The 25,613-nt window shown below is 71.5% G+C and carries 23 protein-coding genes; 8 read left to right on the top strand and 15 right to left on the bottom strand.

Translation table 11 applies throughout. The features are described from left to right. Positions 1-91 precede the first annotated feature (91 nt). Positions 92-808 carry an SIMPL domain-containing protein gene (locus ABZ880_RS03410; protein WP_361256106.1) on the bottom strand — a complete coding sequence of 239 codons (717 nt, stop codon included), beginning with the start codon at positions 806-808 and terminating at the stop codon, positions 92-94. A gap of 149 nt (positions 809-957) precedes the next feature. Between ABZ880_RS03410 and ABZ880_RS03415 the strand changes: the two genes are divergently transcribed. Further along, positions 958-2,763 (top strand): 5'-nucleotidase C-terminal domain-containing protein, encoded by a 1,806-nt coding sequence (locus tag ABZ880_RS03415; RefSeq protein ID WP_361256109.1) that lies wholly within the window; start codon positions 958-960, stop codon positions 2,761-2,763. On the opposite strand, the gene ABZ880_RS03420 is transcribed toward ABZ880_RS03415, so the two are convergent. The 7 genes from ABZ880_RS03420 to ABZ880_RS03450 all read right to left on the bottom strand — a co-directional run bounded on the left by ABZ880_RS03420 (position 2,760) and on the right by ABZ880_RS03450 (position 11,503). Next, positions 2,760-3,911, bottom strand: coding sequence for a GDSL-type esterase/lipase family protein (locus tag ABZ880_RS03420; protein WP_361256112.1), 1,152 nt, complete (start codon positions 3,909-3,911; stop codon positions 2,760-2,762). The two genes, ABZ880_RS03415 and ABZ880_RS03420, sit on opposite strands and share 4 nt — an antisense overlap. Before the next feature lie 50 nt (positions 3,912-3,961). Continuing rightward, positions 3,962-5,395: a SidA/IucD/PvdA family monooxygenase gene (locus ABZ880_RS03425; protein ID WP_361256115.1), complete on the bottom strand. Its 1,434-nt coding sequence runs from the start codon at positions 5,393-5,395 to the stop codon at positions 3,962-3,964. Then, entirely contained in the window at positions 5,392-6,846 is a 1,455-nt protein-coding gene (locus ABZ880_RS03430) for an aminotransferase class V-fold PLP-dependent enzyme (protein ID WP_361256118.1), read from the bottom strand. The genes ABZ880_RS03425 and ABZ880_RS03430 overlap by 4 nt, the downstream gene beginning before the upstream one ends. A 178-nt stretch (positions 6,847-7,024) precedes the next feature. Then, positions 7,025-9,520: an aminopeptidase N gene (gene pepN, locus ABZ880_RS03435; protein WP_361256121.1), complete on the bottom strand. Its 2,496-nt coding sequence runs from the start codon at positions 9,518-9,520 to the stop codon at positions 7,025-7,027. Positions 9,521-9,576: 56 nt separating this feature from the next. Further along, positions 9,577-10,110: a response regulator gene (locus tag ABZ880_RS03440; RefSeq protein ID WP_361256124.1), complete on the bottom strand. Its 534-nt coding sequence runs from the start codon at positions 10,108-10,110 to the stop codon at positions 9,577-9,579. 140 nt (positions 10,111-10,250) lie between these two features. Further along, the gene (locus tag ABZ880_RS03445; protein ID WP_361256127.1) at positions 10,251-10,601 is read right to left on the bottom strand and encodes a chorismate mutase; all 351 of its coding nucleotides are present in this window, start codon (positions 10,599-10,601) and stop codon (positions 10,251-10,253) included. Between the two features lie 11 nt (positions 10,602-10,612). After that, positions 10,613-11,503 (bottom strand): AraC family transcriptional regulator, encoded by an 891-nt coding sequence (locus ABZ880_RS03450; RefSeq protein ID WP_361256130.1) that lies wholly within the window; start codon positions 11,501-11,503, stop codon positions 10,613-10,615. 126 nt (positions 11,504-11,629) lie between these two features. On the opposite strand from ABZ880_RS03450, the gene ABZ880_RS03455 reads away from it, so the two are divergent. After that, on the top strand, positions 11,630-13,387 hold the full coding sequence (locus ABZ880_RS03455) for a beta-galactosidase family protein (RefSeq protein WP_361256133.1): 1,758 nt from the start codon (positions 11,630-11,632) through the stop codon (positions 13,385-13,387). On the opposite strand, the gene ABZ880_RS03460 is transcribed toward ABZ880_RS03455, so the two are convergent. Then, positions 13,384-14,178, bottom strand: coding sequence for a serine protease (locus ABZ880_RS03460; RefSeq protein ID WP_361256135.1), 795 nt, complete (start codon positions 14,176-14,178; stop codon positions 13,384-13,386). The genes ABZ880_RS03455 and ABZ880_RS03460 overlap by 4 nt on opposite strands. Before the next feature lie 163 nt (positions 14,179-14,341). On the opposite strand from ABZ880_RS03460, the gene ABZ880_RS03465 reads away from it, so the two are divergent. Beyond that, a complete protein-coding gene (locus tag ABZ880_RS03465; RefSeq protein WP_361256138.1) occupies positions 14,342-15,235 on the top strand; it encodes a hypothetical protein in 894 nt (297 codons plus the stop codon). An 83-nt stretch (positions 15,236-15,318) separates the two neighbouring features. Here ABZ880_RS03465 and ABZ880_RS03470 read toward each other — a convergent pair whose 3' ends face one another. After that, positions 15,319-16,764, bottom strand: coding sequence for an MFS transporter (locus ABZ880_RS03470; protein ID WP_361256141.1), 1,446 nt, complete (start codon positions 16,762-16,764; stop codon positions 15,319-15,321). Positions 16,765-16,924: 160 nt separating this feature from the next. Here ABZ880_RS03470 and ABZ880_RS03475 point away from each other — a divergent pair, with 160 nt between their 5' ends. Then, on the top strand, positions 16,925-17,476 hold the full coding sequence (locus tag ABZ880_RS03475) for a MarR family transcriptional regulator (protein WP_361256144.1): 552 nt from the start codon (positions 16,925-16,927) through the stop codon (positions 17,474-17,476). A gap of 6 nt (positions 17,477-17,482) precedes the next feature. Here the strand turns inward: ABZ880_RS03475 and ABZ880_RS03480 are convergent, their stop codons facing one another. Together ABZ880_RS03480 and ABZ880_RS03485 are read right to left on the bottom strand one after the other, a co-directional pair. Continuing rightward, positions 17,483-18,388, bottom strand: a complete 906-nt coding sequence (locus tag ABZ880_RS03480) for an SDR family oxidoreductase (protein ID WP_361256147.1) — start codon at positions 18,386-18,388, stop codon at positions 17,483-17,485. Between the two features lies 1 nt (position 18,389). Further along, positions 18,390-19,148 carry an SDR family oxidoreductase gene (locus tag ABZ880_RS03485; protein ID WP_361256149.1) on the bottom strand — a complete coding sequence of 253 codons (759 nt, stop codon included), beginning with the start codon at positions 19,146-19,148 and terminating at the stop codon, positions 18,390-18,392. 100 nt (positions 19,149-19,248) lie between these two features. Here ABZ880_RS03485 and ABZ880_RS03490 point away from each other — a divergent pair, with 100 nt between their 5' ends. The 4 genes from ABZ880_RS03490 to ABZ880_RS03505 are packed head-to-tail and all read left to right on the top strand — an operon-like array spanning position 19,249 to position 22,693. Beyond that, a complete protein-coding gene (locus tag ABZ880_RS03490; protein ID WP_361256152.1) occupies positions 19,249-20,037 on the top strand; it encodes an enoyl-CoA hydratase family protein in 789 nt (262 codons plus the stop codon). After that, positions 20,038-20,886 carry a CoA-transferase gene (locus ABZ880_RS03495; RefSeq protein WP_361256156.1) on the top strand — a complete coding sequence of 283 codons (849 nt, stop codon included), beginning with the start codon at positions 20,038-20,040 and terminating at the stop codon, positions 20,884-20,886. Continuing rightward, complete coding sequence (locus ABZ880_RS03500; RefSeq protein ID WP_361256159.1) at positions 20,883-21,629, top strand: CoA-transferase; 747 nt, start codon at positions 20,883-20,885, stop codon at positions 21,627-21,629. The genes ABZ880_RS03495 and ABZ880_RS03500 overlap by 4 nt, the downstream gene beginning before the upstream one ends. Beyond that, entirely contained in the window at positions 21,629-22,693 is a 1,065-nt protein-coding gene (locus tag ABZ880_RS03505) for a nitronate monooxygenase (protein WP_361256161.1), read from the top strand. The genes ABZ880_RS03500 and ABZ880_RS03505 overlap by 1 nt, the downstream gene beginning before the upstream one ends. Before the next feature lie 298 nt (positions 22,694-22,991). On the opposite strand, the gene ABZ880_RS03510 is transcribed toward ABZ880_RS03505, so the two are convergent. Genes ABZ880_RS03510 through ABZ880_RS03520 form a run of 3 tightly spaced genes read right to left on the bottom strand, consistent with a single transcriptional unit; the run spans position 22,992 to position 25,610 of the window. Then, on the bottom strand, positions 22,992-24,149 hold the full coding sequence (locus ABZ880_RS03510; protein WP_361256163.1) for an acetyl-CoA C-acetyltransferase: 1,158 nt from the start codon (positions 24,147-24,149) through the stop codon (positions 22,992-22,994). A gap of 26 nt (positions 24,150-24,175) precedes the next feature. Then, positions 24,176-24,787, bottom strand: a complete 612-nt coding sequence (locus ABZ880_RS03515) for a TetR/AcrR family transcriptional regulator (protein WP_361256166.1) — start codon at positions 24,785-24,787, stop codon at positions 24,176-24,178. A gap of 31 nt (positions 24,788-24,818) precedes the next feature. Further along, positions 24,819-25,610 (bottom strand): SDR family oxidoreductase, encoded by a 792-nt coding sequence (locus tag ABZ880_RS03520; RefSeq protein ID WP_361256169.1) that lies wholly within the window; start codon positions 25,608-25,610, stop codon positions 24,819-24,821. Positions 25,611-25,613 lie beyond the last annotated feature (3 nt).

A 25,613-nucleotide genomic window follows, 5' to 3' on the forward strand; every position in this document is an offset into this window, starting at 1 on the left:
GAATTGGGCGTGCATGACCACTCAACAACCTTTGAGTGAAGGGGCGTTGACAAGTATTGAATTGTGCAACGGCGCGCTCCGATGAGCATTTCTACAGTTGTGGCGGGGCCATGGTGAATCGGGCGTTGACCGCGGCGTGGACGGTTTGGCGCTGGGGTTCGAGGTCGAGGGGTGCTGCCGCGGTGTCCTCGGCGGGCGCGCCGTAGGCCATGGAGCGCATGCGGCCGCGGGGTTGCGGGTAGGGCTCGGCGTTTTCGGCGCCGATGTCGGCGAGTTCCACCAGGGCGGCCAGTGAGGTGCCGAGTGCCTCGGCGTACTCCCTGGCCCGCTGCACTGCTTCCTTCACGGCCTGCTGTCGTGCCTGGCGGTGGGCGGGTGAGTCGGGGCGCAGGGCCCACAGGGGGCCGTCCACCCGTGTCAGCTCCAAGTCGGCGAGTCGCGTGGTGAGTTCGCCGAGGGCCGTGAAGTCCGTCAGCTCGGCGGTGATGTGGACGCGGCCGTGGTAGGCGTGGATGCGTTCGCCGCGGCCCTTGTCCTTGAGTTCGGGGCTGATGGAGAAGGCGCCTGTTTCGAGGTGTTCCACGGCGTCGCCGTATGTCTTGATCAGGTCCAGGGCGGTGGTGTTGCGGCGGGTGAGGTCGTCGAGGGCGGCGCGGCGGTCCTTGCCGCGGGAGGCGACGGTGATGCCGATGCGGGCGATCTCGGGGTCGACCTCGAGGCGGGCCTCGCCGCGGACGGCGATGCGGGGGGCGTAGGGGGTGCCGTAGGGAACGGCGGGGCGGGGGTCGTCCGTGGCAGGGGTGGTCATACGCCCCACTCTGGCATGTCTTGGCTGGTTACGGGCCTGGGATGCACAGGTTGGGTCATCAGATCGCAACCTGCGGGGCCTGTTGCCGCTTGCCATGCCCGGGTCAGAATCTACGCGCGTTGTTGACCATTCGCCGAGGAGATCCGGACATGCCCTTGAACCGTCGGAAGTTTCTGAAGAAGTCGGCCGCGACCGGAGCGGGGGTGGCGATCGCGAGTGCGGCGGCGGCTCCGGCGGCGCAGGCGGCGGAGAGCGTGGCGGCGAAGAAGCCCGCCAAGCGGTACTCGCTGACCGTGATGGGCACGACGGACCTGCACGGGCACGTCTTCAACTGGGACTACTTCAAGAACGCGGAGTACTCCGACAAGGCCGGCAACGCGCAGGGGCTGTCCCGTATCTCGACGCTGGTGAACCAGGTGCGTGCGGAGAAGGGCCGCTGCAACACGCTGCTGCTGGACGCGGGCGACACGATCCAGGGCACCCCGCTGACGTACTACTACGCGAAGGTGGACCCGATCACCGCGAAGGGCGGTCCGGTGCACCCGATGGCGCAGGCGATGAACGCGATCGGGTACGACGCGGCGGCGCTGGGCAACCACGAGTTCAACTACGGCATCGAGACGCTGCGGAAGTTCGAGGAGCAGCTGCACTTCCCGCTGCTGGGTGCGAACGCGCTGGACGCGAAGACGCAGAAGCCGGCCTTCCCGCCGTACTTCATCAAGAAGTTCCGGGTGCCGGGGCTGCCGCCGGTGAAGGTGGCGGTGCTGGGGCTCACCAATCCCGGTATCGCGATCTGGGACAAGGCGTATGTGCAGGGGAAGTTGGAGTTCCCGGGTCTGGAGGAGCAGGCCGCGAAGTGGGTGCCGAAGCTGAAGTCGATGGGTGCGGACGTGGTGGTCGTCTCCGCGCACTCCGGCTCCTCGGGCACGTCCTCGTACGGTGACCAGCTGCCGTACGTGGAGAACTCGGCCGCGCTGGTGGCGCAGCAGGTGGCGGACATCGACGCGATTCTGGTCGGTCACGCGCACGTGGAGATCCCGGAGTTGAAGGTCACCAACGCCAAGACCGGGAAGACGGTGGTGCTGTCGGAGCCGCTGGCGTACGCGGAGCGGCTGTCGCTGTTCGACATCGACCTGGTCTTCGCGAAGGGCCGGTGGACGGTCGAGTCGGTGTCGTCCAAGGTGCTGAACTCCAACACGGTCGCGGACGACCCGAAGATCACCAAGCTGCTCAGCGACGAGCACGCGAAGGTCGTCGAGTACGTCAACCAGGTGGTCGGTACGGCGACGGAGACGCTGACGACGGTCGAGGCGCGGTACAAGGACGCGCCGATCATCGACCTGATCACGAAGGTGCAGGAGGACGTGGTCAAGGCGGCGCTGGCGAGCTCCTCGTACGCCTCGCTGCCGGTGATCGCACAGGCCTCGCCGTTCTCGCGGACCTCGGAGATCCCGGCGGGCGAGGTGACCATCCGGGACCTGTCCAGCCTGTACGTGTACGACAACACGCTGGTCGCCAAGCTGCTGACGGGCGCTCAGATCCGCGCGTACCTGGAGTACTCGGCGGAGTACTTCGTGCAGACGGCGGCGGGCGCGGCGGTCGACGTGGAGAAGCTGACCAACGCGAACAGCCGCCCGGACTACAACTACGACTATGTGTCGGGGCTGTCGTACGAGATCGACATCGCCCAGGCGGCGGGTTCGCGGATCAAGAACCTGACGTACAACGGTGCCGCGCTGGACGACGCGCAGCAGTTCGTGTTCGCGGTGAACAACTACCGTGCCAACGGCGGCGGTGCGTTCCCGCATGTGGCGTCCGCGACCGAGCTGTGGTCGGAGTCGACGGAGATCCGTACGCGGATCGCGGAGTGGGTGACGGCGAAGGGTGTGCTGGACCCGAAGGACTTCGCGTCGGTGGACTGGAAGCTGACCCGCGACGGCACCCCGGTGTTCTAGAGGTCCAGCAGGGTTACGTCGATGGCGTCGGCGATGGCTTTCGCGCCGGCGTCGTTGACGTGGAGGCCGTCGCCGCTGTTGAACTCGGCGCGGATGCGGGCGGGTTGGTCCGGGTCGGCGACGGCGGCGGCGATGTCGACGACGGCGTCGAAGGGGTGGTCGGGGCCGCGGAGCCAGGTGTTGACCTGGCGGCGTACGGCCTGGCCCTCAGGCGTGTCGACGCCGTCGTAGACGGTGCCTTCGTACGGGCCGAGGGTGCCGCCGATGGCGATGAGTCCGGCGGCGTGGATGCGGTCGGCGAGGGTGGTCAGGCCGGCGACGAGGTCGTCGGCGCCCGGTAGGTCGGTCGGGGGTTCGGGGTACGACTGCGCGCCGGGCAGGCCGATGTCGTTGAGGCCGATGTGGATGAGGACGTGGCTGACGCCGGGGACGGCGAGGACGTCGCGGTCGAGGCGGGCCAGGAGGTGTTCGCCGACCTCGTCGCTGAGCAGGCGGTTGCCGGAGATGCCCTGGTTGACGATCCAGCCGCGGGTGAGGCGGCGGCCGAGCCGGGCGGGGAAGCTGTGGTCGGCACCGGGGGTGGTGAAGGCGCCCTCGACCCAGGAGTCGCCGAAGGCGACGGCGATGTGGGTGCCGAGCGGGGCGAGGACGTCGACGCCGGTGAGGTAGTGGCCGGTGGTCAACTCCTCGGCGTCCTCGAGGACTTCGGCGGAGAGCCGGTCGCCGGGGGCGGCGTGCCCGAGGTCGTAGGGGACCGCGGTGTATGTGCTCAGGCCGGTGTCGCCCGGCAGATAGAGGCTGACCGTGAGCTCCTCCCCCGCGCTCACCGGCAGCTCGACCGGGTCGCTGACGATGTCCTCGCCGACCGGGACGGTGAGGGTCTCGGAGCCGCTGAAGCGCAGGGGTGTGTCGCTGCCGGGGTCGATGCCGCTGCCGCGGGTGCGTACCGCGAGATGGGCGCCGCCGATGTAGAGGGGTTCCTTGCCGTAGCGGTTGCTGAGCCGTATGCGGAGTGCCTCGCCGCCTCCTGCCAGGCGCAGGGACTGGCGGACGGTCCGGTTGGTGAAGCCGCGGGGTTCGAAGAGGTGGAAGGCCTCGTGGGGGTTGATGACGGCGGAACGGTGGGCTGCGATCCAGGTCGTGGTCATGGCGTGCCCAACGTCGCCGCCGTCGGAGTTCTTCCGTCCTTCCCGTTTTCTTACCGCCCTTCGACGAGCGGGGTGAGCAGTTGCGCCGGGCGGGCCTGGGGGACCCGGGGGTGTTGGTCGAGGCCGAAGGTGGTGAAGGCGGTTCGGGAGGGCAGGGGGTAAGTCTCCTTGCCGGTCATGGAGTTGAGGATGGTGGCGCTGCGCCAGGCGGCGAGGCCGAGGTCGGGGGTGCCGACGCCGTGGGTGTGGCGTTCGGCGTTCTGGACGTAGACATGGCAGTCGGAGCCGGTGACGGAGGGGTCGAGGACGAGGCGGAACTGCTCGTCGACGCGGAGGCGTTCGCGGCTGTCGCGGCGCAGGTAGGGGTCGAGGCCGGCGAGGATGCGGTCGAGGGGGCGTTCGCGGTAGCCGGTGGCGAGGACGACGGCGTCGGTGGTGAGGCGGGAGCGGGCGTTCTGCTGGATGTGCTCCAGGTGCAGCTCGATCCTGGTTGTCGCGATCCGGCCCGCCGTGCGGACGCGGACGCCGGGGGTGAGGACGGTGTCGGGCCAGCCGCCGTGCAGGGTACGGCCGTAGAGCTCTTCGTGGATGGCGGCCATGGTGTCGGCGTCGATGCCCTTGTGGAGCTGCCACTGGGTGGTGACGAGGCGGTCGCGGACGCCTTCGGGCAGGGCGTGGAAGTAGCGGGTGTAGTCGGGGGTGAAGTGTTCGAGGCCGAGTTTCGAGTACTCCATGGGTGCGAAGGCCTCGGTGCGGCCGAGCCAGTGGAGTTTCTCGCGGCCGGCGGGGCGGGCGCGCAGCAGGTCGAGGAAGACCTCGGCGCCGGACTGGCCGGAGCCGATGACGGTGACGTGGTCGGCGGCGAGGATCGCGTCGCGGTGGGCGAGGTAGTCGGCGGCGTGGACGACGGGTACGCCGGGGGCCTCGACGAGGGGTTTAAGGGGGTCGGGGACGTAGGGCTCGGTGCCGATGCCGAGGACGATGTTCCTGGTGTACGTACGGCCGAGGGCTTCGGCTTCGCCGTCGGTGTCGAGCTGGGTGAAGTCGACCTCGAAGAGGTCGCGTCCGGGGTTCCAGCGGACGGCGTCGATCTGGTGGCCGAAGCGGAGTCCGGGGAGGTGACCTGCGACCCAGCGGCAGTAGGCGTCGTACTCGGCGCGCTGGATGTGGAAGCGCTCGGCGAAGTAGAAGGGGAAGAGGCGGTCGCGGGCCTTGAGGTAGTTGAGGAAGGACCAGGGGCTGGCGGGGTCGGCGAGGGTCACCAGGTCGGCGAGGAAGGGGACTTGGATGCGGGCGCCGTCGATGAGGAGGCCGCGGTGCCAGTCGAAGGCGGGGCGCTGGTCGTAGAAGACGCTGTCGAGTTCGGCGAGGGGGTGGGCGAGGGCGGCGAGGGAGAGGTTGAAGGGTCCGATGCCGATGCCGACGAGGTCGCGGGGTGCGTCGGGCTCGTGGTGCGGGGGGTGGGGGGCGGGGGTGGTGCTCATCGGGGGGTGTTTCCTTCCACGGGTTCTTCGACGGCGTGTGCGGCGTGTTCGGCGGCTTTTTCTGCGAGTTGGAGGAGGGCGGCGAGGTCGGCGGGGCGGGTGGCGGGGTTGAGCAGGGTGGCCTTGAGCCAGAGGCGGCCGTCGAGGTGGGCGCGGCCGAGGACGGCGCGGCCCTGGTCGAGGAGTTTTCGGCGTACGGCGGCGACGTCGTCGTCGGTGGCGTGTGCGGGGCGGAACAGGACCGTGCTGATGGTGGGGCGGTCGTAGAGCTCGAAGCCCGGATGGTCGTGCACGAGGGCGGCGAACTCCCGTGCCCGGTCGCAGACTTGGTCGACGAGCGCGCCGAGGCCGGCCCGGCCGAGGGTCTTGAGGGTGACGGCGATCTTGAGGACGTCGGGGCGGCGGGTGGTGCGCAGGGAGCGGCCGAGGAGGTCGGGGAGGCCGGCTTCGATGTCGTCCTCGGCGTTGAGGTAGTCGGCGCGCTGGTGGAGGGCGGCGAGGTCGCGGGGACGGCGTACGGCGAGGAGGCCGGCGGCGACCGGCTGCCAGCCGAGTTTGTGCAGGTCGAGGGTGACGGTGTGGGCGGTTTCGAGGCCGGTGAGCCGGTCGCGCCGGCGGTCGCTGAAGAGGAGGCCGCCGCCGTAGGCGGCGTCGATGTGCAGCCGGGCGCGGTGGGCGGCGCACAGGCCGGCGATCTCGGGGAGGGGGTCGATGAGTCCGGCGTCGGTGGTGCCCGCGGTGGCCGCGACGAGGTGGGGGCCGGGCAGGGCGGTGAGGGCGGCGTCGAGGGCGGCCGGGTCGAGGGTGCCGGCGGGGGCGGGAACGATCACCGGGTCGGGCAGGCCGAGGAGCCAGGCGGCGCGGGGCAGTGAGTGGTGGGCGCCCGCTGCGCAGACGAGGCGGACGCCGGCGCCGAGTGTCTCGCGGGCGAGCAGCAGCGCGAGTTGGTTGGATTCGGTGCCGCCGGTGGTGATCAGGGCGTCGGCGGCGCCGGCTTCCCGGGCGAGTGCCCGGGTGACGAGGGCTTCGAGTTCGGAGGCGGCCGGGGCCTGGTCCCAGGAGTCGAGGGACGGGTTGAGGACACTGGCGGCGAGATCCGCGGCGGCGGCGACGGCCAGGGGCGGGCAGTGCAGATGGGCGGCGCACAGCGGGTCGGCGGGGTCGGCGGCGCCTTCGGCGAGCGCGTGCACGAGGGCGCGCAGGGCGCCGGGGTCGCCCTCCTGGGGCAGTACGTCGCCCACGGCGGCGCGTACGCGTGCGGCGACGGCGTCCGGTCCGCCGGCGGGCAGCGGTCCCCCGCGGGCGCGGGCGCCGTCGCCGAGCGCGTCGAGCACGGTGTCGAGCAACGGCCGCAACGCGTTGGGGCCTTCGGGGCCGGAGGCCAGGGGCGGTACCGGGCGTCGGCCGGCGGGCGCCACTTCGGATGCAGGCTCTGGGGGAGGCGTGCTCATGGGGCTCCTCCTGGGCGCGGGACAGGGGGAGTTCCAGCTTGTACGCGGTTGCGTCGACGCGCCCGAAGAGCCCAACGATCGGAACCCGAAAGGGGGTACGTCCGTGCGGGGAAAACCTGTTGGGTCAGTGATCCCGGGTGCCTCTGCGTCCCGGGATCACTTCTGACACTGCTGTTGGCTACGCCTCCCGTACCCGCAACGCCCGCACCAGGTCGTCGAGTTCGTCGGCCAGCCTGCGGCGCAGGGCCGGGATCGGGTCGGCGTCGCTGAGGCAGGCCTCGCCCAGGCGGAGCGTCTCGGCGTCGACGGCGTGCGTGGGGAAGGCCCAGCGGCCGGCGGCTGCGGCGATGGCGGGGCCGCGGCGGGCGGCGACGGCGACCGCGTCCTCGTAGTAGCGCGGGACGTACTCGCTGACGAGGTCGGCCTGTTCGGGCTGCCAGAAGCCCTGGGCGGTGGCGGTGAACAGGTAGTTGGACAGGTCGTCGCCGCCGAACATCGCCGCCCAGGCCTTCGCCTTGGCCTGGGCGTCGGGCAGGGCGGCGCGGCAGCGGGCGGCGCCTTCCTGGCCGGTGGCGGAGGGGTCGCGGTCCAGTTCGGCGGCGATGGCGGACTCGTCGGTGGCGCCGAGGACGGCGAGGCGGGCGAGGACGCGCCAGCGCAGGTCGGGGTCGAGTTCGGGGCCGCCGGGGACGGTGCCGTCGGCGAGCCAGGCGGCGATGGTGTCGGGCTGGGAGGCGACGGCGATGAAGTGGCGTACGGCGATCAGGCGCAGGCCGGGGTTGTCGCCGTCCTCGGTGCGGCGGATGAGGTCGCGGCAGAGGGAGGAGAGGGTGGTCAGGGCCGCCGGGCGCTGCTCGGGGGTGAGGTAGCGGTCGGCGACCTGGGCGCCGGCGAAGGCGAGGACGCCCTGGACGAGGGCAAGATCGGTCTCGTGCGGGAGGTGGGCGCGGGCGGTCTCCAGGTAGGCGGTGGGCGGGAGTTCGCCGTCGCGTACGGCGTCGCGCAGGGCGTTCCACACGACCGCGCGCGTGAGGGGCTCGGGCAGGCCGGAGAGGTTGGCGCGGACGGTTTCGAAGGTCTCGGGGTCGAAGCGGACCTTGGCGTAGGTGAGGTCGCCGTCGTTGAGCAGGAGCAGGGCGGGGCGCTTGCCGAGGGGCTGGGGCGCGGTCTGCGGGATGTCGAGGTCGAGGCGTTCGCGCAGGGTGAGGTGGCGGCCCTCGTCGGCGACGTCCTGGTCGTAGAGGCCGACGGCGATGCGGTGGGGGCGGCTGCCGGTGTGCTCGACGGTGAGGGCGCAGGTGCCGTCCTCACCGGGGGCGACGACGGGCTCGAGCGTGTCGACGCCGGTGGTGCGCAGCCAGGTGTCGGCCCAGGCGTGGACGTCGCGCTCGGTGGCGGAGGCGAGGGAGTCGATGAAGTCGGCGAGGGTGGCGTTGGCGAACCTGTGGCGGGCGAAGTGGGTGTTGATGCCGGCGAGGAAGTCCTTCTCGCCGAGCCAGGCCACGAGTTGGCGTAGTGCGGAGGCGCCCTTGGCGTAGGAGATGCCGTCGAAGTTGAGCAGGGCGGCGGCCGTGTCCTCGACGTTCTCGGGGGCCACGGGGTGGGTGGACGGGCGCTGGTCGGCGTCGTAACCCCAGGCCTTGCGGGTGACGCCGAACTCAACCCACGGTTCGGTGAAGCGGGTCGCTTCCAGGGTGGTCTGGTAGCCCATGTACTCGGCGAAGGACTCGTTCAGCCAGATGTCGTCCCACCAGCGCAGGGTGACGAGGTCGCCGAACCACATGTGGGCCATCTCGTGGGCGATGACCATGGCGCGGGTCTGGCGCTCGGTGTCGGTGACGGCGGAGCGGTAGACGAAGTCGTCACGGAAGGTGACCAGGCCGGGGTTCTCCATGGCGCCGGCGTTGAACTCGGGGACGAACGCCTGGTCGTAGGAGTCGAAGGGGTAGGGCTCCTCGAACTTCTCGTGGTAGCGGTCGTAGCACTGCCTGGTGATCTCGAAGAGCTCGTCGGCGTCCGCGTCCAGGTGGGGGGCGAGCGAGCGGCGGCAGTGGAGGCCGAAGGGCAGGCCGCGGTGTTCGGTGCGCACGGAGTGCCAGGGGCCGGCGGCGACGGCGACGAGGTAGGTGGAGATCAGCGGGGTGGGGGCGGCCCGCCAGCGGCCCTCCCCGAGCTGCTCGGTGATGCTGTTGGCGAGGACGCTCCAGCCTGCGGGGGCGGTGACGGTGAGGTCGAAGACGGCCTTGAGGTCGGGCTGGTCGAAGGCGGCGAAGACGCGCTGGACGTCCTCCATGAACAGCTGGGTGTAGACGTAGGTCTCGCCGTCGGTGGGGTCGGTGAAGCGGTGCATGCCCTCGCCGGTGCGGGAGTAGCGCATGGACGCGTCGATGCGCAGTTCGTGCTCGCCGGCGGTGAGGTTCCTCAGGGGCAGCCGGTTTCCGTCGAGGGTCTCCGGGTCGAGGGGCTGTCCGTCGAGCGTGGCGGAGCGCAGTTCGGCGGGCTTGAGCTCGACGAAGGTGTCTGTGACGTCCTGGTCCGCAAGGACGGCGAAGCGGATGACGGTGCTGGATTCGAAGGTCTCGTCGCCGGTGGTGAGATCGAGTTCGATCGCGTAGCGGTGGACGTCGAGGAGCTTGGCACGGGTCTGCGCTTCGTCGCGCGTCAGTACGGACATGCAGGTAATGCTGCCCGATGGCACTGACAAGACACAGGGGCGGACCGGTACGCGGCCTATGTCCGGCCCTGCTCGAGCTCCCCGTTGTGCGCCCGGGGCGTGCGCTGGACGGGGACGCGGGCGTCCGGGTGGGTGACGGGACCGTCGGCCTCGGGCTGTTCCTTGACCAGGGCGCGCAGGTCGCGGATCTCCTGCTCCAGGGCGAGGGTGCGGCGGTGGGCGTCGTACAGGTAGCGGACCTTGGTGCGCAGAGCCCAGGGGTCGACGGGTTTCGTGACCAGGTCGGCGACGCCGAGTCCGAAGGCGGTGGAGGTCAGTTCCTGGTCCACGCCGAAGCCGGTGAGCAGGATGACCGGGATGTGCTGGGTCTGCTCCACGCGGCGCATGTAGCGCACCACCTCCAGGCCGCTGACGCCGGGCATGCGCACGTCGAGCAGGAGGAGGCCGACCTGCCCGCGGAGCACCTGTTTGAGGGCCTCGTCGCCGCTGGTGGCGCGGCCGAGGAGGTAGCCCAGCGGGGCCAGCGCGCTCTCCAGCGCGTACAGCGTGTCCTCGTGGTCGTCGACGATGAGGATCTTGGCATCCGGCATGGCCCGACGTCCCTCCCGCGTGGACAACCAGCTTATGACCGGAGTACTGACACGTTGTGCTCGTCAGCTGACAAGGAGTGCACAGCGCAGCATGCCCCCCGCGGGCCCGCCTGTCACTCCCCTTGGGTCATCCTCCGAGGTCAATTCGCCGTGGGCGCGGAGCCGTTCAGGGCGTCGTCCGCGATGCGTTCGTGGTGGCGGATCACCTCGGCGATGATGAAATTCAGGAACTTCTCAGCGAACGCCGGGTCCAGCTTGGCGCTTTCGGCAAGCGCGCGCAGGCGCTCGATCTGGCGGGCCTCGCGGGCCGGGTCGGCCGGCGGCAGCTGGTGTGCGGCCTTGAGGTGGCCGACCTGCTGGGTGGCCTTGAAGCGTTCGGCGAGCATGTGGACGACGGCGGCGTCGATGTTGTCGATGCTGTCGCGCAGCCGGGCGAGTTCCTCGCGGACCGCGGGGTCGACGTCACCGGTCGTGTTGTTGCTGGTGGTCATGGACGCCCAGCCTACGTGGCGGGGGTGCGCTCGATCATGGGCGGATCGTCCGGATCGGGGACCTGGTTGCTCCAGCCGCCGGGGACGGCGCGGTACTGCTGGGCGCGGAAGCGCACGGGTGCCATGCCGACGCGGCGGGTGAACAGGCGGGAGAAGTAGGCCGGATCGTCGTAGCCGACGCGGCGGGCGACGGCGGCGACGGGCAGTTCGGTGGCGGCGAGGAGTTCCTTGGCGCGGCCGAGGCGGATGCCGAGCAGGTAGTCCTTGGGGCTGCAGCCGGCGCCGCGGCGGACCGCGGTGCGCAGTTCCGCGGGGGTCATGCCGTGCCGGGCGGCGTGGTCGGCGACCGACAGCGGCAGGCACGCGTCACGGGCGAGCGCCTTGAGGACCGGGTCGCCGTCGGGGGCGAGGTCGGCCCTGGCGCGGCGCAGGGCGACGAGGAGTTCGTGGACGGCTGCGCCGGTCTCCACTTCCAGCAGCGGGTTGCCGCGGCGGGCGGCGCGCGCGATGCGTCCGATGACGCCGCGCGGGCCCGTGGCGTCCGAGAGGGGCACCACGGGGCGGTCCGGTTCGATGTAGCCGAGTTCGGTGTACGTGGCGGTGGCGGGCCCGGCGAAGTCGACGAACCCCTCGTCCCAGCCGCCGTCGGGGTCGGGTGCGTAGTGGTGCGGCACTCCGGGGGTGAGCCACAGCAGTGCGGGCGCGGTGACGGTCGTACGGCGTCCGTCGGGGCTCAGGTACCAGCCGCTGCCGGCGTTGATGACGACGGCGACGTGGTGGTCGAGGGTGCGGGGGCCGACGGTGGGCAGGGCGCCGTACTGCAGGCCGACGCCGAGGCAGACGAGGCCGAGCCGGTGGTGGGCCGGGCCGGGCGTGAAGAACCGCATCCAGGTGTGGTACATCGGCGCGCTCCTCCCGGCGTCGTCGACGACCGGTCGGTCTGCGTCCTCGACCGGTTCGTTTTTCGTCCAAGCAGCGCCGATCTTTGTCCATGGACGGTGATCACCGCCAGAGGCGAGGCTTGCCGCATGAGCGAGTTCACGGTGGGCGAGAGGGACTTCCTGCTGGACGGGCGGCCGGTGCGGCTGCTGTCCGGCGCGCTGCACTACTTCCGGGTGCACGAGCAGCAGTGGGGCCACCGGCTGGCGATGCTGCGGGCGATGGGCCTCAACTGCGTGGAGACGTACGTGCCGTGGAACCTGCACGAGCCGAGGCCGGGCACCTACGACGACGTACAGGCCCTCGGCCGCTTCCTGGACGCGGCCCGCGAGGCCGGCCTGTGGGCGATCGTGCGTCCGGGTCCGTACATCTGCGCCGAGTGGGAGAACGGCGGGCTGCCGCACTGGCTGACCGGCGAGCTGGGCACGCGCGCGCGTACGCGTGACGAGCGGTTCCTGGCGCACCTGGGGCGCTGGTTCGGCACGCTGCTGCCCCAGGTGGTGGACCGGCAGATCGACCGCGGCGGCCCGGTGATCATGGTGCAGGCCGAGAACGAGTACGGCAGCTACGGCTCGGACGCCGAGTACCTGCGCCTCCTGACCGAACTGCTGCGTGAGCAGGGCGTCACCGTCCCGCTGGTCACCTCGGACGGCCCCGAGGACCACATGCTCACCGGCGGCTCGATCCCGGGCGTCCTCGCCACGGTGAACTTCGGCTCCCGCGCGCGCGAGGCGTTCGAGGTGCTGCGCCGGCACCGCGCGGACGGCCCGCTGATGTGCATGGAGTTCTGGTGCGGCTGGTTCGAGCACTGGGGCGGCGAGCACATCACCCGCGACGCCGAGGACGCCGCGGCCGCGCTGCGGGAGATCCTGGAGTGCGGCGCCTCCGTCAACCTCTACATGGCGCACGGCGGCACCAACTTCGCCGGCTGGGCGGGCGCCAACCGGGGCGGCGGCGCCCAGCACGAGGGGCCGCTGCAGCCCGACGTGACGTCGTACGACTACGACGCGCCGATCGACGAGTTCGGAAATCCAACGGACAAGTTCTGGCGGCTGCGCGAGGTGCTCGCCGCGTACGCCGAGGGCCCGCTGCCCGAACCGCCGCCCGCACCCGCGCGGTTGGGCGCGCCGGCCGAGGTGCGGCTGACCGGCTGGGCGCCCCTGGACGTCGTACTGGAGACGCGGGGCGGCCCGGAGACGTCGGCGCCCGTGCCGCCCACCTTCGAGGAACTGGACGTGGACCGCGGGCTCGTGCGCTACGAGGCGACGGTGCCCGGACCGCGGCAGCCGTACCCGCTGATCGCGCGCGGGCTGCGGGACCTGGCGGTGGTGTACGTCGACGGGCAGCGGGCCGGGGTGCTCACCGAACAGGACCAGCAGCTGAAGGAGCCGGTCGCCGGGCACGCGTGCGTGCAGCTGTGGGTGGAGTCCCTGGGGAGGGTCAACTACGGGCCGCGCAGCGGTGAACCCAAGGGCATCACCGGGGGTCTGCTGCACGAGCGGCAGTATCTGCACGACGTACGCGCGCGTGGGCTGCGTCTGGACGCCCTGGACGACATCGGGGACTTCGCCCTGCGGCCGCTCGGCGAGGACGGCGCCCCGGGGCTGTACCGGGGCACCGTCGCGGTGCACGGCGCCGGGGACGCGCTGCTCGAACTGCCGGGCTGGACCCGGGGATTCGCGTGGGTCAACGGGTTCAACGCGGGCCGCTACTGGTCCGCGGGCCCGCAGCGGTCCCTGTACGTGCCGGGCCCGGTACTGCGGGAGGGCGCGAACGAGGTGTGGCTGCTGGAGCTCGAGGAGGCGCCCCCGGCCGGGGCGAAGGCCCTGAGCCTGCGCGGCGTCTAGAGGGCCGACGCCGCCCGGGATATGGCGCTCGCGAAAGTGCTGACCTGGGTGTAGATGCCGGGCACGCCCGGGCGGGCGCAGCCGTCGCCCCAGCTGACGATGCCGACCTGGATCCAGCGGCCCGCGTCGTCCTTGCGGAACATGGGGCCGCCGGAGTCGCCCTGGCAGGTGTCGACGCCGCCCTGCGGGTAGCCGGCGCACAGTTCGTCCTTGGGCGTCAGCCGGTTGCCGTAGTGCCACTTGCACTGGCTGTCGGGGACGTAGGGGACGGTGGCCTTGAGCAGCTTGTTCGAGCCGGTGCCGCCGTCCTCCTTGGTGTCGCCCCAGCCGGCGACGGTGAAGACGCCCCGGTTGTACCGCGTGTTCGCGGCGATCTTCAGGGTGGGCAGGTCGATCGGGCGGGCGAGCTTGATCAGCGCCCAGTCCTTGCCGGTGCCGTCGTAGCCGGGGGCCTGCTTGACCTTGGTCGACCTGACCTTGATCGCGGAGGACGAGTTGAGGTCGTTGACGCCCGCGGTGACGGTGATGCGGGTGTTGTTGCCGGAGCCGTGCACGCAGTGGGCGGCGGTCAGCACGACGTCCTTCTGGTAGAGCGCGCCGCCGCAGCCCATCGAGAGATGGACCATGAACGGGAACTCGTTCTGCGCGGCGGGCGTTCCACCTACGACGGGCACGGGCGCGGCCTGGGCGGTGACGGGCTCGAGGCTCGCGACGGCGAGGGCGACGGCACCGGCGGCCGCGGCTCGCTTCAGCGTCGTCAGACCGCGTCCGCGAGGGGTGACATGGGTCAACGGATGTCCTTTCGTGGGGGGTTCGGCGGCCCGCAGTATGAAGATCAAGTGGCGTGCATGACAAGGACAGATCTCACGCCGGGGCCATGGAACCCGACCAGCGAAAATCCGCTCACCTCCCCGTAGAGTGGAATCGGGTTCAGGGCGTCTTGGGGGTTCAGGCGTGGCGAACGGCGGACCGGTCGAGCACGGCTACCCACACCTGGAGACGGTGCGGGCCGCCATCACCGCGCTCTACAAACGGCTGTCGTACGACACCATCCAGACGTTCTCGACCAGCGTGGCGCCCGCGGACGTGGCGTTCTGCGACACCGACGACCTCTATCTGGGCGCCCAGCGGGTGGCCCGCGAGCTGGTCCGCCACTACCGCCTCCCGGACGCCCGTCTGATCGTCAGCTTCCGCGAGATGACACATGCCGCGAACGTCGAACTCGCCGCGGGCCCCGAGTACTTCGTCGAACTGAACGACCGCTTCCGCACCCACCGGCGCGACATCGGTGCGGCGCTGGCCCACGAGGTCATGCACGTCTATCTGCACCGCCTGGGCCTGTCCTTTACCGGCACCCGCGACAACGAGATCCTCACGGACACGGCGACGACGTACCTCGGCGCGGGCTGGCTGCTGCTGGACGCGTTCCGGGAGGACGCTGCGTCGTCCCAGAAGCTGGGCTATCTCACCCCGGAGGAGTTCGGCTACGTCCTGGCCAAACGCGCGCTGGTCTTCAACGAGGACCCTGCCGTCTGGTTCACCAGCCCGCAGGCCTACACGGCGTATGTGAAGGGCATGGCCCAGGCCCGTCACGACGAGCAGCAGCCCCCGCTCACGGCGGCGGGCTGGGCAGGCCGCCGCCGCTACGCCCACGACCGCCGCCACGCCCAGGACGCCCGCGCCGCGTCCCGCCCGGGGGCGCCGTACACGTTCACGCCCGACGGCCGGGGTCCCCTTCGGGTGTCGTTCCCGTGTCCCACCTGCCATCAGCGGATCAGGGTGCCCGTACGGGGGCGGGTCCGCGCGCGGTGCGGGTTGTGCCGGACGGTGCTGGAGTGCGACACATAGCCTGCCGGGCAGCTCCTGAGCGACCTGAAGTGCAGCGGTGCGGGGCCCCGCACCGGGCCCCGCACCTCACACCGCCGTATGCCTCATCCCTCGCCCATGTCACCCGCGACCGCCCGCCGCGGCAACATCCCGCACAGCGCCGCGCACACCACGAACCCGCCCGTCACCCAGGGCATCGCCGCCGCCAGCGCATCGGTCAGCCCCGATGCCGCATGGTCGAAGAACACGGTCCCGACGACCGCCGCCCCCACCGCTCCCCCGAACTGCTGAGCCGTGGAGAAGATCCCGGACGCGCCGCCCGCCAGCTCGCCCGGCACGGCGGACAGCACCACGTTCACCAGCGGCACCACCAGGAAGCCCAGCCCGGCTCCCGCGATCACCAGTCCCGGCACCAGCGGCCACGCCCCGGTGTGTACGGCGGATGCGTCGTGCACCGCCGCCCACACCCAGCCGAACCCGCCCGCCATCATCAGCGCACCGGACCCGAGCACCAGCCGCCCGAACCGCACCGCGAGCCCGTCCGCGGCGGGCGCCGTAAGGAATCCGCCGACCGAGAAGGCCACGGTCACCACACCGGCCTGCATCGGCGTGTACCCCTCGCTCCCCTGCAGCCAGATCGCGAAGACCAGGAAGAACCCCTGCATGCTCACGGAGAACAGCAGCTGCACCAGCACCCCCACCGAGAACGCCGGCAACCGGAACGCCCCGGCCGGCAGCAGCGGCACCGTGCCCGTCCCACTCCGCCGCGCCTCGAACACCCCGAGCCCGACGACGGCGCAGACACCCCCGGCCAGGCAGACCCAGCCCCACACCGGCCACCCGTTCTGCCGCCCCTGCACGAGCGGCAGCACGATCGCCACCAGTCCGCCCGCGAGCACCAGGCTCCCCCACACGTCCGGCCGCCCGGCCGCCCGCTCCTTGGTCGACGGCACCAGCACCAGCCCCGCCACCAACGTCCCCACCGCCACGGGCACGTTGACCAGGAACACCGAGCGCCAGCCCCACCCGAACAGATCGGCGTCGGTCAGCAGCCCGCCCAGCAGCAGCCCCACCGCCGAGGCGAAGCCGGCGACGGCCCCGTACATCCCGAAGGCGGCCCCGCGCTCCCTGCCCCGGAACAGTGTGCGGAACGATCCGAGCACCTGCGGCATCAGCACCGCGGCCATCACACCCTGTACGGCACGTGCGGCGATCAACTGCCCAGGAGACTGGGCGAGTCCGCACCCGAGACTCGCCAGCCCGAACCCCGCGGTCCCGGCGAGGAACAGGCCCCGGCGCCCGAGGCGGTCCCCGAGGTGCCCGGCGACGATCAGCGTGGCGGCGAAGCCCAGCAGGTAGGCGGAGACCAGCCACTGCAGTGCGGTGTGCGAGGCGTGCAGGTCACGGCCGATGGACGGGATCGCGACGTTCACGATCGTCACGTCCAGCAGGTCCATCAGCGCCGCGATCATCATCACGACGGCGGCCGCCCAGCGGCGCGGATACGGGTCCGCCGCGGTGGGCGGGGACGCGGCAAGGGTCGTCGACATGGGGTCTCCCGTTGGCTCGGATTCGTCGGTTCCGGATTCGTGGGTCCCGGATCCATCGGCCCGGATTTATTTCGTTCGGCCTAACGAAAGACTTGCATCGACCGACCTCTGATCGCAAGTAGTTAGTTCGACCGAACGAAATATTTGCTAGGCTGGCCTCATGAGCAGGAGCGAGACGGAGCAGGGACCCGGGCGCGAGGAAGAGGCGACGGGTCCGAGCCCGGTGCCCAACCTCGAGGCGGTCGTCCCGTGGGACGACAAGCGGCGGGCCGAAACGCTGCTGCGGCTGTTCACGGTGGGCCGGGAGCACAGCGGGATGACGGTGATGTTCCATTCCGCGGTGGCCGCCAAGCAGGGCCTGAACACCACGGAGGAGAAGGCCCTCGACCTCCTGGAGCGTTACGGCCCGCTCACCGCGAAGGACCTCTCCGAGCGGACCGGCCTTGCGCCCGCGTCCGTCACCGGGCTGGTCGACCGCCTGGAGGGCAAGGGTTTCGTACGCCGGGTCAAGCACCCCACGGACAAGCGGCGCGTGCTCGTCGAGCTGAACCGGGAGAAGATCGCCCATCTCTTCGCGTTCTTCGAGGAGTGGGCGCGCGAAATCACCAAGGCGTGCGAGGAGTTCAGCACGGACGAGCTGGACATCGCGATCCGCTTTCTGCAGACGATGACGGAGCAGCAGCGCAAGGCCGCCGCCCGCCTCACCGACTGAGCGCGCTCAGGCCCCGTACACCGCCCCCGGAACCTCGGCCTCCGCGAGCAGTTTCAGGGCCGTCTCGCCCGCCTCCCCCGGGCTCCACCGGGCCCCCTTGTCGGCGCTCGGTCCCGGGCGCCAGCCCTCCATGACCGTGATCCGGCCGCCCTCCGCCTCGAAGACCCGGCCCGTCACACCCGCGCTCGCCGCGGAGCCCAGCCAGACGACCAACGGCGACACGTTCTCGGGGGCCATCGCGTCGAAGCCGGTCGCGGGTGCCGTCATCGTCTCGGCGAAGGTGCGTTCCGTCATGCGCGTGCGGGCCGCGGGTGCGATCGCGTTGACCTGGACGCCGTAGCGGGCGAGTTCGGCCGCGGCGACGAGCGTCAGCCCGACGATGGCGGCCTTCGCGGCGCTGTAGTTCCCCTGCCCGACCGACCCCAACAGCCCTGCTCCGCTACTGGTGTTGACGATCCGGGCCACCGGTGTGCGGCCCGCCTTGGCCTCGGCCCGCCAGTGTGCGGCGGCGTGCTTCAGCGGCAGGAAGTGGCCCTTGAGGTGGACGCGCAGGACTGCGTCCCAGTCGTCCTCGTCGAGGTTGACCAGCATCCGGTCGCGCAGGAACCCGGCGTTGTTGACCAGGGTGTCGAGCCGGCCGTACGTCTCCAGGGCGGCCGTCACCAGGGAGGACGCTCCTTCGGTGGTCGCGATGTCGCCGCCGTGGGCGAGCGCCTCGCCGCCCGCCGCGCGGATCTCGGCGACGACGGCCTCCGCCGGACTGCCGGCCCCCGGCACCCCGTCCAGCCCGACCCCCAGGTCGTTCACGACAACCCGCGCGCCCTCCGCCGCGAACGCGAGCGCGTGCGCGCGCCCGAGCCCGCGGCCGGCACCGGTGACGACGACGACCCGCCCGTCGCAGATTCCGCTCATCTCAGGCCTCCTTGTTGGCCGTTGCCGCATCCAGGAACGCCGGGCGCTCCCCTCCCCCGTGCACCAGCAGGCTCGCGCCGCTGATGTACGCGGCCGCGTCGGAGGCGAGGAACACGGCGGCCGCGCCGACGTCGGCCGGTGTGGCCAGCCGGCCGAGCGGCACCGTGCGCGCGACGGCCTCGATGCCGTCCTCCCCGCCGTAGTGGAGGTGGGCCAGCTCGGTGCGGACCATGCCGACGACCAGCGTGTTGACGCGGACCTCCGGCGCCCACTCCACGGCCATCGAGCGGGCGAGGTTCTCCAGGCCGGCCTTGGCCGCCCCGTACGCCGCCGAACCGGGCGAGGGACGGCTGCCGCTGACGCTGCCGATCATCACGACGGCGCCCTTCGCCCGCCTGAGGTGCTCGTATGCGGCGAGGGAAGCGGTCAGCGGAGCAAGGAGATTCAGCTCCACGACCCGTGCATGGCGCTCGGCGTCCGCGTCGGCCAGCAGCCGGTAGGGCCCGCCGCCCGCGTTGTTGACGAGGACGTCGAGCCGGGGCAGCGCGGCGAAGAAGGCGCGTACGGCGGGCGGGTCGCGCAGGTCGAGAGGGGCGAACTCCACGCCGTCGGGCGGTGCTTCGGGCGGTCTGCGCGCACAGGCGACGACCTTCGCGCCGGCCTCGGCGAAGGCCTTCGCGATCCCGGCGCCGACGCCCCGGGTGCCGCCGGTGACGACGACGGTCCTGCCGCTCAGCTGCGGCCGGCGCAAGTTATCCACAGGGCTTCCCGCTCCGATCCGACGGCTGCTAGCTTCGAAGCCTCACACCTAACAAATGTTTGGTGGAAAGGCGTTGGTTGGAAAGGTAGCTGATGCGCCCATGGGTGTCTCCACCTCGTCCCCGGAAAAGGGGATTTCCGTCTCGTCCCCGCAGGAGGGGATCTCCCTCGTCACGGTCGACTTCCCGCCGGTGAACGCACTGCCGGTGCAGGGCTGGTTCGCCCTGGCCGACGCCGTGCGCGCGGCGGGCCGCGATCCGCGGGTGCGGTGCGTGGTGCTGACCGCCGAGGGGCGGGGGTTCAACGCGGGCGTGGACATCAAGGAGATACAGGCGCAGGGTTCGAGCGCACTGGTGGGCGCCAACCGCGGCTGCTTCGAGGCCTTCGCGGCGGTGTACGAGTGCGAGGTGCCGGTGGTGGCGGCGGTGCAGGGGTTCTGCCTGGGCGGGGGCATCGGGCTGGTGGGGAACGCGGACGTGATCGTGGCGAGCGAGGACGCCACCTTCGGCCTGCCGGAGCTGGACCGGGGCGCCCTGGGCGCGGCCACGCATCTGGCCCGGCTGGTCCCGCAGCACCTGATGCGGGCGCTGTACTACACCTCGCGCACGGCGACCGCAGCCGAGCTGCACGCGCACGGCTCGGTGTGGCGCGTGGTCCCGCGGGGCGAACTCTTCGCCGCCGCACTGGAGTTGGCGCGGGAGATAGCAGCCAAGGACGGCGAGCTGATCCGTCTCGCCAAGTCCGCCATCAACGGCATCGACCCTGTCGACGTGCGCCGCAGCTACCGCTTCGAGCAGGGGTTCACGTACGAGGCGGGCGCGGTCGGGGTGGCCGACCGGGTCCGGAACAGGTTCGGGTCCGCCGGACAGGAAGGGAAGGAGGGCGCATAGGTGAGCGACAAGACGATGACCGCCGAGGAGGCCGTCTCCCGCCTGGAGAGCGGCATGACCCTCGGCATCGGCGGCTGGGGTTCGCGCCGCAAGCCGATGGCCCTGGTCAGAGCGCTGTTACGGTCGGACGTCAGCGACCTCACGGTCGTCTCGTACGGCGGCCCGGACGTCGGCATGCTCGCGGCGGCCGGGCGGGTGCGGAAGCTGGTGACGGCCTTCGTCACCCTCGACTCGATCCCGCTCGAACCGCACTACCGGGCGGCCCGCGAGCGCGGCGCCCTCGAGCTGACGGAGCTGGACGAGGCGATGTTCATGTGGGGGCTGCACGCGGCGGCGAACCGGCTGCCGTTCCTGCCGGTGCGGGCCGGGATCGGATCGGACGTGATGCGGGTCAACCCCAACCTCAGGACGGTCACTTCGCCGTACGAGGACGGGGAGACGTTCGTCGCCGTGCCCGCCCTGCGGCTGGATGCGGCGCTGGTGCACGTGGGCCGTGCCGACCGGCTGGGCAACGGGCAGTATCTGGGCCCGGACCCGTACTTCGACGACCTGTTCTGCGAGGCGGCGGACGCGGCGTTCGTCTCGTGCGAACGGATCGTCGACACGGCCGAGTTGACGAAGGAGGCGGCACCGCAGACCTTGCTCGTCAAGCGGCACACGGTCACCGGTGTCGTCGAGGCCCCGAACGGCGCGCACTTCACGTCCTGCGCGCCGGACTACGGCAGGGACGAGGCCTTCCAGAAGCAGTACGCGTCCACGCCCTGGCCGGAGTTCGCGGCCCGCTTCCTGGACGGGGACGAACAGGACTACCGGTCCGCCGTCCAGGCCTGGCAGGGGGAGCAGCGATGACCGGCGCCCCACCACGCGCGCCCACCCGCGCCGAGTACTGCGTGATCGCCTGCGCCGAGGCCTGGCGCGACGCCGGTGAGATCCTGGCGAGCCCGATGGGCCTGATCCCGTCGGTGGGAGCGCGGCTGGCCCGGCTCACCTTCTCCCCGGACCTGCTGCTGACCGACGGCGAGGCGATGCTCGTCCGCCCGGACGGGACACCCGAGGGCTGGCTGCCGTACCGACAGCATCTGACCCTGGTCTCCAGCGGCCGGCGGCACGTGATGATGGGCGCGAGCCAGATCGACCGGTTCGGCAACCAGAACATCTCGTGCATCGGCGACTGGGAGCGGCCGAAGCGGCAGTTGCTCGGGGTGCGAGGTGCGCCGGTCAACACCCTGAACAATCCGACCAGTTACTGGGTGCCGAGACACTCCCGGCGGGTGTTCGTCGAGAAGGTCGACATGGTGTGCGGAGTCGGCTACGACCACGCGGCCGCCCATCCGGACACGGCCCGCTTCCACCGCATCCCGCGTGTCGTCTCCGACCTGGGCGCCTTCGACTTCGCGACCCCCGACCACTCGATGCGGCTGGCCTCCCTGCACCCGGGGGTGACCGTCGACGAGGTGCGGGAGGCGACCGGCTTCGACCTGGTCGTCCCGGACGAGGTGCGGCCGACGCGCGACCCCACAGCCGAGGAGCTGCGGCTGATCCGGGAGGTCATCGATCCGGTCGACTCCCGTGCCAGGGAGGTCGGTTCGTGATGGAGACGGCGCTGACCCGGCTGGTCGGGGTCCGCCATCCGATCGTGCAGACGGGCATGGGCTGGGTGGCCGGCCCGCGCCTGGTCTCGGCGACCGCGAACGCGGGCGCGCTCGGCATCCTGGCCTCCGCGACGATGACCGTCGACCGGCTGCGCGAGGCGATACGGGAGGTGAAGTCCCGTACGGACGCGCCGTTCGGGGTCAACCTCCGTGCGGACGCGGGCGACGCGCACGACCGGGTCCGCCTGATCATCGACGAGGGCGTCCGGGTCGCCTCCTTCGCCCTCGCCCCCTCCCCCGAGCTGATCGCGGAGCTGAAGGAGGCCGGCGTGGTCGTCATCCCCTCCATAGGCGCCCGGCGGCACGCCGAGAAGGTCGCGGCCTGGGGCGCGGACGCCGTGATCGTGCAGGGCGGTGAGGGTGGCGGGCACACCGGTGAGGTGGCGACGACGGTGCTGTTGCCGCAGGTGGTGGACGCCGTCGGCATACCGGTCGTGGCTGCGGGCGGCTTCTTCGACGGACGGGGGCTGGTCGCGGCGCTGGCGTACGGGGCGGCCGGGATCGCGATGGGCACACGGTTCCTGCTCACCTCCGACTCGACGGTGCCGGACGCGGTGAAGGCCAGATACCTGGCGGCCACGGTCAGGGACGTCACCGTGACGACGGCGGTGGACGGGCTGCCGCACCGCATGCTGCGTACGGACCTGGTGGACGCCCTGGAGAACTCCTCTCGCGCGAGGGCTCTGCTGCACGCCGTCCGCCGGGCGGCGGGGTTCCGGAAGCTGTCCGGCCTCACCTGGCGGCAGATGGTGCGCGACGGGCTCGCCATGAAGCACGGCAAGGAGCTGTCCTGGAGTCAGGTGCTTCTCGCCGCGAACACCCCGATGCTGCTGAAGTCGGCCATGGTGGACGGCCGTTCGGACCTCGGGGTGATGGCGTCCGGACAGGTCGCGGGGGTCATCGAGGACCTGCCGTCGTGCGCGGAGCTGGTGGCGCGGGTGATGGCCGAGGCAGCGGAAATCGTCGGCGCGCTGTCGGCGGGCGGTGCTTCAATGCGCGCATGACGGAGACGATCAGAGAGCCCTGGGGGCGAATGGGGGTACCGCCCGCGCGAGCGAAGCCGAGCGTGGGGGAGTTTTCGGTGCCGGGAGTGTGCGGGTCGAGCCGCAGCTGGTGCGGGTGAAGTTGACGGTGGATGTGCTGGAACCCTTGCCGGACAAGGCGTTTCAGGAGGCGGGGGCGGCGGTGGCTCGGCATCCCCCACGGCCCCCTCGCACCGCTCGGCCCATGGAGGCCTCCCAGGCTTCGGGAGCCTGCGCCGGACTCCGTCCGCCGAAGTGGGTGGCCGTGCCGCCGTCGCCGTCAGACCCGCTCGATGATCGTCACGTTGGCCTGGCCGCCGCCCTCGCACATGGTCTGCAGTCCGAACCGGCCGCCGGTGCGCTCCAGTTCGTGCAGCAGGGTGGTCATGAGCTTGACGCCGGTCGCGCCCAGCGGGTGGCCGAGGGCGATGGCGCCGCCGTTGACGTTGACCTTCCCGGGGTCGGCGCCGGTCTCCTTCAGCCAGGCCAGGACGACCGGCGCGAAGGCCTCGTTGATCTCGACGAGGTCGATGTCGTCGATGGTCAGGCCGGTCTTCTTCAGGGCGTGGGCGGTGGCCGGTATCGGTGCGGAGAGCATGCGGATGGGGTCCTCGCCGCGCACGGAGAGGTGGTGGACGCGTGCGCGGGGCGTCAGACCGTGCTCGCGCACCGCCCGCTCCGAGGCCAGCAGCATCGCGGCCGCGCCGTCGGAGACCTGTGAGGAGCAGGCGGCGGTGACGGTCCCGCCGTCGAGGACCGGCTTGAGCCCGGCCATCTTCTCCAGGGAGGTGTCCCGGCGCGGTCCCTCGTCGACGGTGACCTCGCCGTAGGGCACGGTCTCGCGGTCGAAGCGGCCCTCGTCGATGGCCCGCAGCGCCCGCCGGTGCGACCGCAGCGCGAACTCCTCCTGGTCCTGACGGCTGATCCCCCACTTCGCGGCGATCATCTCGGCACCGACGAACTGGTTCACCGGCTGGTCCCCGTACCGCGCGCGCCAGCCCTCGCTGCCGGCGAAGGGACCCGCGGTGAATCCGAGGGGCTCGGCGGCCTGGCGGGTCGCGAAGGCGATCGGGATCTGCGACATGTTCTGGACGCCGCCCGCGACCACCAGGTCCTGGGTGCCCGACAGCACGCCCTGCGCCGCGAAGTGCACGGCCTGCTGCGAGGAGCCGCACTGCCGGTCGATCGTCACGCCCGGCACCTCCTCGGGCAGCCCGGCCGCCAGCCAGCAGGTCCGCGCGATGTCCCCGGCCTGCGGGCCCACCGTGTCCAGACAGCCGAACACGACGTCCTCGACGGCCGCCGGGTCCACGCCGGAGCGTGCGACCAGTTCCTTGAGCACATGCGCGCCGAGGTCGGCCGGGTGGACCCCGCTCAGCCCGCCCCGGCGTCGCCCGACGGGCGTACGGACCGCTTCGACGATGTAGGCCTCGGCCATGGCAACTCCCCAGACTCCCCGATGGGTTATGTGCGTACGGCGATCCCGTCCAGCACCATCGACAGGTACTGCCGGGCGATCTCCTCCGGGCTGTGCTGTCCACCGGGCCGGTACCAGGACGCGGCCACCCACACGGTGTCGCGCACGAACCGGTAGGTGAGGCGGACGTCGAGGTCGGCCCGGAACACCCGGGCGGCGACCCCGCGCTCCAGCGTGGACAGCCACGCCTTCTCGAACTTGCGCTGCGACTCGGCGAGGAACGCGAACCGCTCCTGCGCCACCAGCTGCTTGCTCTCCTTCTGGTAGATCGCGACGGCGGCGCGGTGCCGGTCGATCTCCCGGAACGACTCCGTGACCAGCGCCTCCAGGGTCTCCCGCGGTCCGAGCTCGGAGTCCAGGACGGTGTCGTAGCCGCCCCAGAGCTCGTCGAGGAAGGTGCGCAGGATCTCCTCCAGCATCGATTCCTTGGAGTCGAAGTGGTAGTAGAGGCTGCCCGCGAGCATGCCCGCGTGGTCCGCGATCTTGCGTACGGTGGTGGCGTTGTAGCCCTGCTCGGCGAAGACCTCGGCGGCGGTCTCGAGGAGTTCGCGGCGGCGCGCGGGCGCGGCGGTCACCTGGGGCTTCTTCTTGGTCGGCACGGTTCCATTGTCGTCCTACGCATGAGTCGTCCTACGCATGCTGGCTGCTGACGGAGACGACCTCTCCGGTCATGTACGAGGAGTAGCCCGACGCCAGGAACACGATCACGTTGGCCACCTCCCAGGGCTCGGCGTAGCGCCCGAAGGCCTCGCGCGCGGTCAGTTCCTCCAGCAGCTCGGGCGTCGTCACCTTCACCAGGTGCGGGTGCATGGCGAGGCTCGGCGAGACGGCGTTGACCCGCACCCCGTATGCGGCCGCCTCGATCGCCGCGCACCGGGTCAGCGCCATCACGCCCGCCTTCGCGGCGGCGTAGTGCGCCTGTCCGGCCTGGGCGCGCCAGCCGACGACGGAGGCGTTGTTGACGATCACGCCGCCCCGCCCGTCCGTTCGGAAGTGCCGCAGCGCCGCCCGTACGCACCGGAACGTGCCGTTCAACGTCACGTCCAGGACCTTCGACCACTGCTCGTCGCTCATGTCGACGAGATCCGAAGTGCCGCCCAGACCTGCGTTGTTGACGACCATGTCCAGCCGCCCGTGCTCCCGCACGGCCGTGTCGAAGAGCTCCCGCACCTGTGCCTCGTCGGTCACGTCGCACGCCACCGCGCCCACCGCCTGCGCGCCGAACTCGCCGGCCAGTTCGGCCTCGTACTCCTTGAGCCGCCGCATGTGCGCATCGCTGATGAGCACGCGCGCGCCCTCCTCGAGGAAGCGCCGTGCGGTCGCGCCGCCGATGCCCGCCCCCGCCGCCGCGGTGATGACGGCGGTGCGGCCTTTCAGCAGCCCGTGACCGGGAACCGGGGCCGGAGTCTCGACCGTTGTCATGGC

The organism is Streptomyces sp. NPDC047043 (genome assembly GCF_040644055.1).
Lineage (GTDB): Bacteria > Actinomycetota > Actinomycetes > Streptomycetales > Streptomycetaceae > Streptomyces.